The organism is Novosphingobium sp. 11B (assembly GCF_054589055.1).
This window is the reverse complement of the sequence record NZ_BAAILP010000031.1, coordinates 1-14,117: the sequence shown is the minus strand read 5'-3', so window position 1 is coordinate 14,117 and position 14,117 is coordinate 1. Positions and strand designations below refer to the sequence as shown.

General features: G+C 60.7%; 12 protein-coding genes and 1 pseudogene. 7 read left to right on the top strand and 6 right to left on the bottom strand.

The window, feature by feature from the left end; translation table 11 throughout:
- Positions 1-333 precede the first annotated feature (333 nt).
- Positions 334-870 carry an AAA family ATPase gene (locus ACYPYD_RS02365; protein WP_459661921.1) on the bottom strand — a complete coding sequence of 179 codons (537 nt, stop codon included), beginning with the start codon at positions 868-870 and terminating at the stop codon, positions 334-336.
- 331 nt (positions 871-1,201) lie between these two features.
- Here ACYPYD_RS02365 and ACYPYD_RS02360 point away from each other — a divergent pair, with 331 nt between their 5' ends.
- Complete coding sequence (locus ACYPYD_RS02360) at positions 1,202-2,083, top strand: AraC family transcriptional regulator (protein WP_459661918.1); 882 nt, start codon at positions 1,202-1,204, stop codon at positions 2,081-2,083.
- Positions 2,084-2,350: 267 nt separating this feature from the next.
- Here the strand turns inward: ACYPYD_RS02360 and ACYPYD_RS02355 are convergent, their stop codons facing one another.
- Positions 2,351-3,838, bottom strand: coding sequence for a phytoene desaturase (locus tag ACYPYD_RS02355; protein ID WP_459661917.1), 1,488 nt, complete (start codon positions 3,836-3,838; stop codon positions 2,351-2,353).
- A 181-nt stretch (positions 3,839-4,019) separates the two neighbouring features.
- Here ACYPYD_RS02355 and ispH point away from each other — a divergent pair, with 181 nt between their 5' ends.
- Entirely contained in the window at positions 4,020-5,828 is a 1,809-nt protein-coding gene (gene ispH, locus ACYPYD_RS02350) for a 4-hydroxy-3-methylbut-2-enyl diphosphate reductase (RefSeq protein ID WP_459661916.1), read from the top strand.
- Here ispH and ACYPYD_RS02345 read toward each other — a convergent pair.
- On the bottom strand, positions 5,825-6,415 hold the full coding sequence (locus tag ACYPYD_RS02345) for a response regulator transcription factor (protein ID WP_459661915.1): 591 nt from the start codon (positions 6,413-6,415) through the stop codon (positions 5,825-5,827). The two genes, ispH and ACYPYD_RS02345, sit on opposite strands and share 4 nt — an antisense overlap.
- 117 nt (positions 6,416-6,532) lie before the next feature.
- Between ACYPYD_RS02345 and folE the strand changes: the two genes are divergently transcribed.
- The 5 genes from folE (at position 6,533) to ACYPYD_RS02320 (ending at position 10,626) form a co-directional block, all read left to right on the top strand.
- On the top strand, positions 6,533-7,162 hold the full coding sequence (folE, locus tag ACYPYD_RS02340) for a GTP cyclohydrolase I FolE (RefSeq protein ID WP_459661920.1): 630 nt from the start codon (positions 6,533-6,535) through the stop codon (positions 7,160-7,162).
- Positions 7,159-8,136, top strand: a complete 978-nt coding sequence (locus ACYPYD_RS02335) for an NAD(P)/FAD-dependent oxidoreductase (protein ID WP_459661914.1) — start codon at positions 7,159-7,161, stop codon at positions 8,134-8,136. The genes folE and ACYPYD_RS02335 overlap by 4 nt, the downstream gene beginning before the upstream one ends.
- On the top strand, positions 8,126-8,872 hold the full coding sequence (locus ACYPYD_RS02330; RefSeq protein WP_459661913.1) for an SDR family NAD(P)-dependent oxidoreductase: 747 nt from the start codon (positions 8,126-8,128) through the stop codon (positions 8,870-8,872). The genes ACYPYD_RS02335 and ACYPYD_RS02330 overlap by 11 nt, the downstream gene beginning before the upstream one ends.
- Entirely contained in the window at positions 8,850-9,038 is a 189-nt protein-coding gene (locus ACYPYD_RS02325) for a DUF2256 domain-containing protein (protein WP_459661912.1), read from the top strand. The genes ACYPYD_RS02330 and ACYPYD_RS02325 overlap by 23 nt, the downstream gene beginning before the upstream one ends.
- Before the next feature lie 76 nt (positions 9,039-9,114).
- Positions 9,115-10,626, top strand: a complete 1,512-nt coding sequence (locus ACYPYD_RS02320) for a cryptochrome/photolyase family protein (RefSeq protein WP_459661911.1) — start codon at positions 9,115-9,117, stop codon at positions 10,624-10,626.
- 528 nt (positions 10,627-11,154) lie between these two features.
- Here ACYPYD_RS02320 and ACYPYD_RS02315 read toward each other — a convergent pair.
- From ACYPYD_RS02315 to ACYPYD_RS02305, 3 genes and pseudogenes are all read right to left on the bottom strand, one after another.
- A pseudogene (locus tag ACYPYD_RS02315) lies at positions 11,155-11,670 on the bottom strand (DUF389 domain-containing protein); the annotation flags it as partial.
- Positions 11,671-11,844: 174 nt separating this feature from the next.
- Positions 11,845-12,675 (bottom strand): hypothetical protein, encoded by an 831-nt coding sequence (locus ACYPYD_RS02310; RefSeq protein WP_459661910.1) that lies wholly within the window; start codon positions 12,673-12,675, stop codon positions 11,845-11,847.
- A complete protein-coding gene (locus ACYPYD_RS02305; RefSeq protein ID WP_459661919.1) occupies positions 12,668-13,972 on the bottom strand; it encodes a mechanosensitive ion channel family protein in 1,305 nt (434 codons plus the stop codon). The genes ACYPYD_RS02310 and ACYPYD_RS02305 overlap by 8 nt, the downstream gene beginning before the upstream one ends.
- Between the last annotated feature and the right edge of the window lie 145 nt (positions 13,973-14,117).

The window sequence follows — 14,117 nt, the reverse complement described above, 5'->3', positions numbered from 1 at the left end:
ACGTAGGAAAACAACCCTTCGCTCCGGTAATCGCCGCCCCGCATCTCAAATCCTTCAACCTCAGTTGAAGGCGTCTGAATCACCTCAAGCGGTTCAAGGAAAGAGCCTTTTTCCGCAACCTGCTAAGCCGGACGTAACACCTGCGCCGGCAGCTTTTGTCCGGGTCGGACGCTTTCGGTGACAAATGTGAACGACGCGTTCTGGTCGGCCGCGTACCAGAATCGATGCCGGACGGTGGAACAAAGGCGTCGTCCCGACACGACCTGCTGAACGACGGCTATCGCCAGATTTGGTCGCTCGCGGCTGTCCCGAAAAGGATGGCGAATCGAGAAACTAGGCGATCTGCTTGCGAACGAATTGAACCCGCTCGGCGACGGGCGCCAAAGGCAGCGGCACTAGCTCGTAGCCCAGCGCGGAATAGGTATCGACCATCGCATGGTACGTGGCCTCGGCTTCCGTCAGCGTCTGCTTGCGCTCGGTGTCCTGCTCGAAGATGGCCGGCCAAGGCGGCGCGATGAACACCCTTTTAGAATAGCGCCGTAGCTCGGCCGCCCGCAGCGCCGGTGCCGGCACGGGCAACCTGCAAAGGCGTAGATAGCCTATCACATCGGGGATGCCGCGATCGAAGATGATCGGGCCTGGCGCTCGCACAGCTTCGTCATAGGATCGCAGTTCCCATGCCAACATCAAGGTTGCAAACGCTTCCCGATCATTCCACGGCAGAGCGATGCCGCCGATCTCCACCTGGTCCTGAATAATCGTCCTGCCGGCTTCTGGCATGTGACGGACGCCCTCCGCAGCAAGGGCGTCGATCAGGCTCGTTTTGCCCGACCCTGGACCGCCCGTGATGATGTGAAGATGGTCAGCTATTCTGGACATGTCGTCTCGCAAGTGATGGTATATCGGGAAATGCATTCGGCTTGATTGCCGCGCTGATCGGCGACGGAATATACGATATCTTGTCCTGGGTCGCATTGGGTAGGACCGCAGTGCTGATGGTTCTATTTTGGAACCGACAGCTGGTGATACCAGAGCTTTTGGCCCGCTGAGCAAGGCTGCCGATCCGCTTTTGCGGATAGGTATGCCCGAACGCCGTGAAAGGTGCCGTGGGCGATGGTGTGTGACTGCGCAAAACCGCAAGATCGGTCGAGCACACGATGTCCAAGAGCGCCTAACTGGTGTCGCCACGGAGGATAGGATGATGAAGGCGGCGCTTACAGACTACCATGCCCGGATGCAGCGGGTACTGGATCACATTGACCAACATCTGCACGACGATCTGCATTTGGACGCAGTAAGTGGTGTCGCCGCGTTTTCAAAATTCCATTTTCACCGGCAGTTCATGGCAACCTTTGGGTTGTCCGTGCATCGTTATGTACAGCTCGCCCGCATGAAGCGTGCTTCATATCAGTTGGCCTATAGAGACGCGACAAGCGTGACGGACATAGCGATGGATGCTGGTTACGACGCCCCGGATGCCTTCGCCCGCGCCTTTCGGCAACGGTTTGGACAATCGCCGTCGTCGTTCCGGAAATCTCCCGATTGGGAGCCGTGGCTTGCGGCCTTCGGGCCTCTGGACAACGCGAGGAGCAAGCTCATGCAGAAGACCTTTACCCTAGACGACGTGACGATCCGCAAAGTTGCCCCGACGCCGGTGGCGATCATGGAGCATCGGGGCGACCCAGCGACCATCGGTGTTACCATCCAACGGTTCATCGCTTGGCGCAAGGCCACCGGTCTGTCACCAAAGACCAACCCGACCTACAACGTCTTCCATTCCGATCCACGCACCACGCCCCCGACAGAATATCGGCTGGACCTGTGCGTCGGCACCGAACAACCGATCGCAGCAAATGGCGAGCGGATCGAGGCCGGAATAATCCCAGGGGGGCGCTGCGCGGTGTTGCGCGTCGTCGGTAACACGGACAATCTGGAATCTGCTGCGCTCCACCTCTATCGCGACTGGCTGCCAGCCAGCGGCCAAGAGACGAGGGATTTCCCGCTCTATTGCCAGCGTCTCGCCTTTTTCCCGGACGTGCCGGCGCATGAGGCAGTTGCGGACCTTTTCCTGCCGCTGAAATAACTAATGGACAGCGGCTTGACCCATTCGCTTTTCGAATACGGATAGGCCTCTGTCCACCACTTTACAGAATAGACCCCAGGAGAGTTGCGGGGCAGCTTTCGGAGACGCTGATTTGACCCGCTAACGGCGAGAACTGGCGCGAAACGAGCAAGCAGCACACGCCCTCATCTCAGACAATGCTAGCCCATCCCGTTGAACACTACATCCTTCGCAGGAAGAAATGAATCATAAATTACTGAAATTGCTTAATAATGTTAGGATCGGCCGTTAGATCATCAACCCTGCTGTAGCCTTCGCACTTCCCACAACCCCGGGAATGCCAGCACCGGGATGAGTGCCTGCCCCCACAAGGAAAAGATTGTCGAAATGATCGTCGCGGTTGTGGGCGCGGAACCAGGCACTCTGTGTCAGTATCGGCTCCAAGCTGAAGGCACTCCCCAGATGAGCGCCCAGATCGCTTTCAAAGTCGCGCGGCGTGTAGTGAAAGCAGACTTCGATGCGATCGTCGATGTCCGGGATCAGCAGCTTGCGGATGCGGTCAATGATGATTTCGCGGTAGCGATCCCCTTCCTTCGACCAATCGATAGACGCAGCGCCGAGGTGCGGAACAGGAGCCAACGCATAGAACGCCGATTTCCCGGCCGGAGCAACGCTCGTATCGCTGGCACCGGGATTGTGCAGATAGATCGAAGGGTCCTCAGGAAGGCGGCCGATCTTGTAGATATCGTCAAGCAATGGCCCGTAGCGATCGGAAAGCAGGATCGAATGATGGGCAATGTCCGGGAATGTCCCGCGCAGCCCGAAGTGTACGACGAACAGGCTGGGAGAAAAGCGTTTGGCTTTCAGCGAGCGCAGCTTGCGGGTTGCCTGAGAGGAACCGTTAAACATCGCATAAGTGCTTACAACATCGCCGTTGCTAGCGATCTGGTCGGCACCGAAGCGACGGCCGGACTGGGTAATTACGCCCGTCACACGGCGGCCTTCGTACGTGATCGTTTGAACCTTTTCGTTCAGCACCAGCTGTCCGCCCAGCCGTTCAAACAAAGCCACCAGAGCGTCGATGAGGGCATTGGTGCCGCCGACTGCGCACCAGACCCCGCCCACCTTTTCAAGATGATGGATGAGGGCATAGATGCTGCTTGTCTTCATCGGATTGCCTCCGACCAGCAAGGTGTGGAATGACAGCACCTGGCGTAGCTTCTCGCTGCGCACGAAGGACGCCACCGTCGCATACACCGATCGCCAGGCCTTGTGACGCGCCAATGCCGGCGCCGCCTTCAGCATACTCCTAAAATCGAGGAATGGGACGGCGCCAAGCCTTATATATCCTTCCTGGTAGACCGCGCGCGAGTAGTCCAGGAATCGCCTGTAGCCCTCGACATCCCGGGGATCGAGCTTGCCAATTTCGGCTTCCAGTCGGGCATCGTCGTTTGAGTAATCGAACTGCGTACCATCGTTCCAGACAAGTCGGTAGAACGGATCCACCGCCCGCAAGGTTACGTCCTCCTCCATTCGGCTTCCCGACAGCGCCCAAAGTTCTTCCAGGCAAGCGGGATCTGTGATCACGGTCGGGCCGGCATCGAAGGTGTACCCCTCTCGTTCCCAACGGTACGCACGGCCGCCTGGGCGGTCACGTGCTTCGATCACCGTCGTCTCAATTCCCGCGCTCTGCAAGCGGATCGCCAGCGCCAATCCTCCAAAACCTGAACCGATGACGATAGCGGAAGGTCTGGAAGGCATGAAAAAGTTCGCCATCATTGGGGGGCAGGATGAACTCTTGCTTTAAAAGATCGTCATTATGGGGCCACCTGTCCAAAGGGGAGGATGGAAATTCCCGCAAAAAGTCGAAAGGATGTCAGTGTGATAGGATAATGCCATAATGAGTTTACCAGGCAAAAATATCGATCACGGTTTCTCGGTTTCGAGGAAGTCCGTGATGCTGGCTAATCCGCGCGGGTTTTGCGCAGGAGTGCGGCGCGCCATCGCAGCCGTCGAGGATGCGCTGGACGCCTATGGCGCCCCGGTCTACGTTCGCCGCGCAATCGTGCACAATCGCCGCGTAGTCCAACGCCTTGAGCAGCGCGGCGCCGTCTTTGTTCGGGAAGTGAGCGAGATACCGGAGGGCGCTGTCACAATACTCTCAGCCCATGGCAGCGCGGCCGCAGTGAAGGAGGCGGCGCGGCTAGGCAAGCTACGTGTCGTCGATGCGATTTGCCCCTTGGTCGGCAAGGTGCATTCCGAAGTGGTTCAGTGGCATAAGCAAGGCCGCCACGTCGTGCTGGTAGGCCACGCCGACCATCCTGAAATCATCGGGACGATCGGTCAGGTCCCCTGCGCACAAATTTCGGTGGTGGCCGATGTGGCACACGTCAGCGCCTTGTCACTTCCTGATGATACGCCCGTGGCCTATGCCGTCCAGACCACCTTCTCCGTTGGCGAGGCGGCAACGGTGATCCAAGCGATAGAGGCCCGTTTTCCTGACTGCCTGGGCCCGCGCTCCAGTGACATCTGTTATGCCACGACCAACCGCCAGGCGGCTGTCTCCCGGATCGCAGCGCGATGCGATGTGATGCTGATCGTTGGCGATCCGATGTCCTCGAATGCGCGCCGGCTGGTAGAGACCGCGATTGCTGCTGGCTGCCCTCAAGGCCTGCTGGTCGAAGGTGCCGAAGATCTCGAACGGTGCTTTCCAGCCAATGCCTCGATGGTTGGTCTCAGCGCAGCCGCATCGGCGCCGGACGAGGTCATCGAAGAAGTTTGCGCCTGGCTGCGCGAACAAGGCTTCACGTTCAAAGAAATCGCGGGAATGGAGGAAGGCATGAGATTCCGACCGGTACCGATAATACTGCCGGACCGCGAGCCTTCCAATGCGGCGGTAATCCTGGCCGACATTCGCCGGGACGTTGACGAAGCCATTATCGAGGCGATCGGCAATTCTCCTGCGCGCAATCTGCGTCTTGCCGATGCCATGCGCTACGCGGCGACTGCAGGAGGCAAGCGGTTTCGCGCCGCGCTCACCGTTACAGTCACCCAGATGGTGGGCGGGTCCAGAAGCATGGCGCTGCGCGCCGCCGCTGCCATCGAATGCGTTCATGCACAGTCGCTAGTTCACGACGATCTTCCCTGCATGGACGACGACGACCTGCGGCGCGGCCAGCCCACTGTGCACCGCCGTTTTGACGAGGCCACGGCGGTCCTCGCTGGCGATGCGCTGCTGGCGCTCGCGTTCGAGATTCTCGCGGATCCGCGTACGCACCCGGATGCGTCGGTACGCGGTGAACTGGTGCTGCGCCTTGCGCAGACGGTAGGCCAGGACGGCCTTGCCGGTGGCCAGATGATGGACCTCTACCCCGGCGATGACATATCCCGAGAGGCACTCATTGCCTGTCTGGTCAGAAAGACCGGTGCGCTTGTGCGCTATGCGGTCGAAGCCGGAATTCTGCTGGGTCAAACCGACGCCGAGGGCCGCGCTGGACTGATATCTTTCGCGGAAGATCTCGGCTTGCTGTTTCAGTTGCAGGACGACCTTCTGGACGCGGCCGGCGATGAGCGGGCCGTCGGCAAGGCTTTGCGCAAGGATGCCGCCAACAACCGAAAAAATGCCGTTATGGTCTTGGGCGCCGAGGCTGCAGCGCTGGAGGCGCAGCGTCTTCTTGGCTCCTGCAAGAACGCTCTGGAGCCTTTTGGTGCGGGGGCAGCGTTGCTGCTCGAACTGGCGCGCTTCGCTGCGCAGCGCACGCTCTAGAAGCCGGCCTCGATCGCGATCCGGATTGCCTCCGCCACCGTGCGAACGTCCAATGCGCGTAGGACCGCCGCCCGGTGCATCTTGATGGTCCGCTCGGTCACGCCAAGCTCAAAGGCAATCTGTTTGTTCAGGCGTCCTTGCGCCAGCGCCTGAAGTATCTGGAGCTGGCGCCGGCTCAGGCTCTCGATGCGCGTGCGCGCCTGCTGATGGCGGCTCTCCTGGGTATCGTCTATGGCCATTTGCGAGCCGAGGAAGAACTCGATTTCCCCGTCTCCGTCAAACAGCGGCGCTACCATCACGGCGTTTCGAAAGGCCGTTCCGTCCTTGCGATAATTGATAAGCTCGACCATTGCCGGGCGGACTTGCGCGACCGCATCGCGTAGCATCGCGGCCTGCTCCTCTTCGGTCCGGGTGCCGCGCAGGAACCGGCAGTTCCGACCGATGACCTCTTTTCTGGAGTAGCCGGTCAACTCGAGGAAGGCCTCGTTACAGGCGACGATCGGGTTGTCTGCGAGGCAAGGGTCACTGACGACAGCTGCAACCCGGCTGTTCGCAATCAAGGAGTTCGGATCTAAAGTCTTTGCCACAGCGCTTCCCTTCCCGTTAGGCCATATCGCAGAGACCCGACGAGAAGCCTAGGACGTTCTCGAGCGACCGCCTGCGCTAGGTTGGCGGCGAACCTGTCGAGAAATATCATGAACGTCATGTCTGCGGGGTTCGTGCCCGACCATCAGGATGATGGTGACAGCCACACCGTCCACAGGGCCATACCCCAAGATGTTCGCGATTCTGTGCGTACTCTCCTGCGATGGGCGGGCGACGACCCGGATCGCGAAGGTCTTCGCGATACACCTGACCGGGTAGCGCGCGCATGGAAAGAGTATTGCAGGGGATACGATGAAGATCCTTCAACCCATCTTCTGCGCACGTTCGACGAGGCAGGCGGCTATGATGATGTCGTGCTCCTGCGTGATATACCCTTTGATTCTCACTGTGAGCATCACCTCGCGCCGATCGCGGGGACCGCATCTATCTCGTATCTCCCCCGTAACCGCGTCGTCAGCATTTCGAAGCTGGCGCGGGTCCTGCACGGCTACGCCCGGCGTCTGCAGATTCAGGAGCGCCTGACCGCGCAGGTCGCGGATTGCATATGGGATAATCTGCAGCCGCTTGGCGTGGCGGTCATAGTCAAGGCAACCCACGGCTGCATGACAGGTCGCGGCGTACGCACTCACGGCGTCGACATGGTAACGAGCAAGATGCTTGGCTGCTTTCGTGACGACGCCGGGAGGCGTAGGGAAGTGTTGGCCTTGATGCAGGGACACAGGGGATGACGCGGCGGATCGGCATCGTGGGCGCTGGCGTTGCAGGGCTCGCATGTGCCCAGCGGCTGCGCGGCACCGGCGAAATCGTCCTTGTCGACAAGGGCCGCCGGCCTGGCGGAAGACTGACAACTGTGAGGATCGGCACATCGTCCTGGGACCTGGGGACGCCCTCGTTTACCGCGTTTGACCCTCAGTTTCGCGCCGAGGTCATGCGCTGGCAGGACGCTGGCTGGGTTGCACGCTGGAACGATGGGCCCCCGGACGCCGTAGTTGGCATGCCGTCCATGGCCACCCTCGTTGCCGAGCAGAGCAGGCAGCTTGATGTAAGGTTCGATTTCCGGGTCCAGTCGCTTTCCAGGGGGGACAGCGGATGGATGATCGAAGGTGAAGGCTGCCAAGCAGGTCCGTTCGACAGCGTGGTGATCGCCGTACCGGCTGAGCAGGCCGCTCCGCTGCTTTCCCTGCACGATCTGGACGCCGCGCGCTACGCAGCATCCGTGCGGTCTTCCTCTTGCTGGGCCGTCATGGCGGAGTTTCAGCACCCGCTCGCCATTCCTATGAATTTCGCGACGGATTTCGGCATCTTCTCGATGGTCGCCAACAACCGGTCCAAGCCTGCCAGGGGTGAGGCGGAATGCTGGGTCCTGCATGCCAATGCGCGGTGGTCGCACGAGCACTTGGAGCACGCGGCGTCCGACATCGCGGCGCAGCTGCTTAAGGCTTTCGCCGCAGCGATCGAATCCGATCTTCCGCCGCTTTCGTTCGTCAAAGCCCATAGGTGGCGGTTCTCACGGCCCTGCGGTCAGTCGGGTAAGGTCATTTGGAATCCGACACTACAGCTGGGCGCATGTGGAGACTGGTGCACCGAGCCCACTGTCGAAGGAGCATGGCTCTCAGGCGTCCAACTTGCCGAACGGATAAAGACCACCCTGACGGATGGGACGGCCCTCGATCTGGTCAGGGGCTTCAGGCATGCAAGATAAGGAAGTCGGCGAAAGCATCGCGGCCATGACGGCGGCGGTATTCGGCGCCAGCGGGGCGATCGGCGGAGCGGTTGCAGCAAGACTGGCGAGAAGCGGGCGTTTCGGCGCGGTCCTGGCCGGGTCTCGAGGAGGCATTTGTCCCGCATCCGATTGCACCCCATTTCGTTTCGATCTGGACGACGAAGCATCGATTGCCGTGGCGGCCGCAGCACTGCCGCAGCCGCTTGGAATGGTGCTGGTGTGCACCGGAATGCTGCACGACGAAGCATCGGCAATCGCACCTGAAAAAACCCTTCGGGCACTAGATGCCAAGGCGCTGGCGCGCGTTTACGCGGTGAATGCGATCGGCCCCGCACTCATCGCCAAGCACGTGCTGCCACGGCTACCTCGACATGGGCGCTGCGTTTTCGCCGTGCTTTCGGCGAAAGTCGGCTCCATCGGCGACAACCGGCTCGGCGGATGGCACGCCTATCGGGCCAGCAAGGCGGCGTTGAACATGTTGATGCGCAATTTCGCAATAGAAATGAGGCGAACCCATCCAGAAGTCATCGTCGTCGCGCTTCACCCCGGCACCGTCAAAAGCGACCTTTCCGCCCCATTCGAGCGCGGCGTGCCGCCTGAGAGGCTCTTCACGCCGGAGTATGCGGCTGAACACTTGCTAGACGTGGTCGATCGCCTCGACCGCGTCGATAGCGGCGGTTTGTTCGCCTGGGATGGCACGCGTCTGCCTGACTAGGGTCAGGATTTTGAATATGGCCAGGATGCGCAAGAAATCCGAAATGCCCTGCAAGATCTGCGCTGCGTGCGCTCGCCCGTTCACATGGCGTCGCAAATGGGCGCGAGATTGGGCCGAGGTGAAGTGCTGCTCGGACAGATGTCAGCGCAGCCGGAAACCAGGGTAAGAGTGCCGTTTTGCTATCAAAGGCGCACGGTCACACCGTTCGCCCCATTTCAGGATGAACGGTAAGGATAACCCTTGTGCCTGTCTTTGGCGACCAACTCTCCTTTGATCTGTCATCGCTGGCCGGGTTGGAGCAGAGCAAAACCGTTCTCCTGATGATGGAGGTGGCGGAAGAAACGACGTATGTCCGCCATCACAAGAAGAAGATTGCCTATATTCTCTCCGCCATGCGCCATCACGCTGAGGCGCTGGCCGATGCGGGTTGGAAAATCGACTATGTCCATCTCGAGGATCCTCAAAACAGTGGCAGTTTCACCGGAGAGATAGCCAGGGCAGTCAGCCGCCATTCGCCCGACCGGATCGTTGTGACCGAAGCCGGCGAGTGGCGCGTCGCCGCGATGCTCGAAAGCTGGCAGCCACTTTTCGGACTGCCCGTTGAGATCCGTTCGGACACCCGGTTTCTGTGCACTCACCGTGAATTTGGCGAATGGGCTGACGGTCGGCGCGAACTGATAATGGAATTCTTTTATCGAGAAATGCGCCGCAAGACTGGTCTATTGCTCGAAGAGGGCAGGCCCGCCGGCGGGCGGTGGAACTTTGACAAAGACAACCGCAAACCTGCTGATGCCGACCTGTTCATGCCGCGCCCCATGCGCTTCGAGCCCGACCTGATAACCCGGGATGTTCTCAGACTGGTCGCGGAACGGTTCGCGGATCATCCGGGGTCGCTGGACGACTTCAATTATGCCGTCACCGCCGCCGATGCTCGGCGACAGGCCGATGGATTCTTTGCGAGCGCCTTGTCCGATTTCGGCCGTTACGAAGATGCGATGCTGATCGGCCAGCCGTTCCTCTGGCATTCGATCCTTTCGCCCTACCTCAACTCGGGACTGCTCGACCCGCTTGACCTGTGTCGACGTGCCGAAGCGGAGTACACTGCGGGCAGAGCACCGATCAATTCCGTAGAAGGCTACATTCGGCAGATCCTGGGATGGCGCGAATACGTGCGCGGGATCTACTGGCGTGAAGGTCCGGAGTATGTGGATCGGAACTTCTTCGATCACCGACGATCTCTGCCTGGATGGTTCTGGACTGGCGAAACGAACATGCGATGCCTGCGCGAGGCGATCGGCCAGACCCTTGCCACAGGGCATGCGCACCACATTCAGCGGCTCATGATCATCGGCAACTTCGCCTTGTTGATCGGCGCCGATCCTCGGCAGGTCCACGAGTGGTATCTCGAAGTCTACGTCGATGCCTATGAGTGGGTCGAACTGCCCAATACGCTTGGCATGAGCCAGTTCGGCGACGGCGGCTTGCTCGGCTCCAAACCCTACGTTTCGTCTGGTTCCTACATCAACCGCATGTCGGATTACTGCAGTGCATGCGTATACTCCGTGAAAGATCGCGTCGGCGACAACGCTTGCCCGTTCAATGCGCTCTACTGGGATTTTCTCGCCCGCCACCGTGACAGGCTCGAAGGCAATCACCGCCTTGCGATCCCCTATCGAAATTGGGATCGCCATACCCGTGAGGACCAAGAGGCCGTCTTGAAGCAGGCACAGCAGTTTCTGAGTGAAATCGGATAGGCTGACATCGAATGCCCGTACAGCGGACGAGAAATGAACGAGTCTCCCTATCTGTACCGCCACCACATCTATCGATAGAGGGGCAATTTCGGGTCACCGCAGCGATGGCACCGCCCGAAACAGATCCTCGGACAGCTGATGTGTAATCCCGGCTTCCTCGGCAATGCCGATAAAGCGGTCAGCGGGGATCGCTCCTTGTCCAGGATGGGTCGTCGCGGCACCGCTTTGGAGCCGGCTACGTCGCTCGTATCAAGATCGAACGTCGGCCGGAACCAGTCGACCCATTCCAGCGTGACGTAAGCCACTCACCATAGGTCTGCTACGGGGCGTCTGCCGACTGGCAGGAAATTCCCCGTGTCGGCGATGCGCCGCACCGAAGGCGACGGGCAGCTGTCTGCCCCTCTCAAACGGTAAGCCGACTTTCCGCAATCGGCGAGAGTTCCGCGGCGGTGCTGGCGTAAACTGCCCAAGCTACGCTGCCATTCTTGCCGTTCGAGGCCCTGTCCGACGGTCCCGAAAGCGGTCATTCATCAAGTTCGTGACGAACAACGCGAAGGCGCCGCCAAGGACCGGGATGTTCCAGGTCGCAAGGCCAAAGCCCACCACGACAAGCGGGGGCATCAGGGCCGTAGCGATGGCGACCCCGACGATCGTGTCCCCGCGCCCACGAATGATCGCGAAAGTACCGGCAAGCGCCGCGAAGAGTGCGACGGCGAGATCGAACAAGTTGGGCCTCGTGCGCGCGATGATCTCGCTGGTCGGCGCCTGGAGCGGTGAAAGCGCTACGATCAGCGCCGTGAACAGCACCGCCGCGCCGCCACCGATCGCAAGCGCCGTCAGCGCCCGTCTCATCTCGCTAAAGTCGAACAGGGCAAGACTGAACCCCAACCCAAGGATCGGGCTCATCAGCGGAGAGATGAGCATGGCGCCGATCACCAACGCCGGGGAGGAAAGCAGCAACCCGAGAACCGCGATGCCGGCGGACATCATCACCATGCAGGCGTAGCGAGGTGTCCAGCCACTGTCCTCCACAATGCGCGACATCACCGCTTCGCGATCGACCCGTTCCACTATCGAGCGGCGCCACCAGCGCTAGAGCACGATGTGCTCCAACCGTTCATGGATGGCGCCCTCGTGGCCCGGCGCCGCCGCCGATTGAGATGCCGTCGTTCCTGCCCCGTCCCCATAGCCTTCAAACTGGTGGTGGAATAAGCCCCGTCATCGCGTACGGTTGCAGGTGCCGAGCGAGGAGACCACCATGCGATAGTCGGTCAGCGCCTGTTGCTGTTTTGCGCTGCTGCGCGATACGTTCGCGGCTGCGGGCGGATAAGCGGGCAGGAAACACGCCAGGCTATACCATGCCAGGCTGTCTTGCCGCGGGGGCGCTTCAGTAGCGGCAGCCACCTGCGAAAAGGACACGCCCCAACTCGGCGCCATTCCCGGCTGATGGCGTACGGTGATCGCCGCGCTGTGGCCGCCCTTGGTGTCGAGGAATATCTGTGTTTGCCCCTGTCCTGCAAGATTGCCCGGCACAAACATCAGTTCCCGTACCCGTGTGACGGGTAACGGCGCGCCGGGCGCCACCAGTTCACTCAGGATGGACCGCAAGCGGGTTTCCTGGACCGGCGTCCACAAGACCTGCGCCGTCGGATCGACGAGCTTGATGTCGCTGGCCTTGTCGGGCACGCGCCAGGCGAAGAGCAGCACCTCGCGCCCGGAAAGCTCAGGACGGTCCTGCGGCAGATCGACAAGGTAGCGCAGCGAAGGGCCGATGCCCTGGCGTCCGTAAATCAGGGCCTCGGTTTGCGCTTGCGCGTAGAAGCGATCGTGCAGCGCTGTCGGATTGCGAACCTGAGTGGGATCGAGGCGCGATACCGTCTGGACCCGCGCTTTGATGACCATGCCCGCACGCTTGGACAGTTCCACCAGGTCGGGGTAGCTCGGACCAACCGGCTGCCCCGCAGTTTGTGCATGTGCGGGCGCGACCGAAACGAGCGCAGCGGCCGCAAGTGAACTGGCGCAAAGGGCTTTGATGGAAAAGTCAGGCATGGACTGTATCTTTCTTCTGGGCTGCATCGTCAGGCCGCCCGATCACCGGCACATCGGAGCCATGCGTGACGAGGCCCGCAAGGTCCAGACCTGTCGGCCTCTGGAATAGGCGCAGCCCGAATTCCGGCATGATCGCGATGAGATGGTCGAAGATGTCGGCCTGAATGTCCTCGTACCTCGCCCAGACGGTCGTGGATGCGAACGCATAGATCTGCAGGGGCAAGCCATGCTCGCCTGGTTCCAGTTGCCGGACCAGCATGGTCTTGTCCTTGGCTATGTCTGCACGGCTGCGCAGATAGGCGAGGACATAGGCGCGAAAGGTCCCGATGTTGGTGAGCTGGCGAGCATTGAGAACTTCGCTGGCGGCATGATGACGGTTCCAGTCTGACACCTCTCGCTGACGATCATCGAGATAACCCCGAAGCACGGCGAAGCGCGACAATCGTGCAAGGTCCTGGTCGCCAAGGAAGCACACACTGTTCTGATCGATCATCAGCGAACGCATGATCCGTCTCCCGCCGGACTCCGCCATACCGCGCCAGTTGCGGAAGCTTTCCGTGATCAGGCGGTGCGTGGGTATGGTGGTTATCGTCTTGTCGAAGTTCTGCACTTTCACGGTATGAAGCGCGATATCGATGACGTCGCCATTGGCGTCGAGTTTGGGCATCTCGATCCAGTCTCCCACTCGGATCATGTCGTTGGACGTGATCTGGACGGAAGCCACCAGCGACAGGATCGTGTCCTTGAAGACCAGCATGAGCACCGCCGCCATCGCGCCCAGCCCCGACAGCAGCAGCAAGGGAGACTGATCCATGAGCGCCGCGATCGCCAGGATCGCGGTTGCGCCATAGACGAGCAGCTTGGCCACCTGGACATAGCCCTTGATCGGCCGGTTGCCCGCTTCCGGGCGACGCTGGTACTGCTCGTTGGCAAGCGTCAGTACACCGGTCAGTGCCAGGGCAAGGCTGACGATGATGATGGCTGCACAAATACTGTGGACGAGGCTGGGCAGTGCCATGGGCAGCCCCGACACAGTGCCGATACCGCCCTGTACAATCAGTGCGGGCAGGATGTTCGAAAGGCGCGAGACGATCGCACCAATGCGATCCGCGCCGACTTCGAACGGTGTGCGCCGGATCATCCGCATCATCCCGTTCAGCACGATCCGCCGGGCGATCCAGTTGGCGAGCCACGCTGAACCCGCAAGCACAAGAAGCCCCAGTACTGTACGCGCCCATGGTTCTTGTGCCCACGCCCCCGTAAGTCGGGCAAGGGCGGCACTGGCATCGATCGGCAAGAGAAAGTCCCCCAAAGTTGTAATCAGGCAGCCCGTAGTGGCTTGCCGGCAGTCTCGTCGGTGAATCGCAATGCCACGAGGCCCACCACGCAGGCGGCGATCATCACGTAGGCAGGCATAAGCTGATCGCCCGTCCGGTCGATCA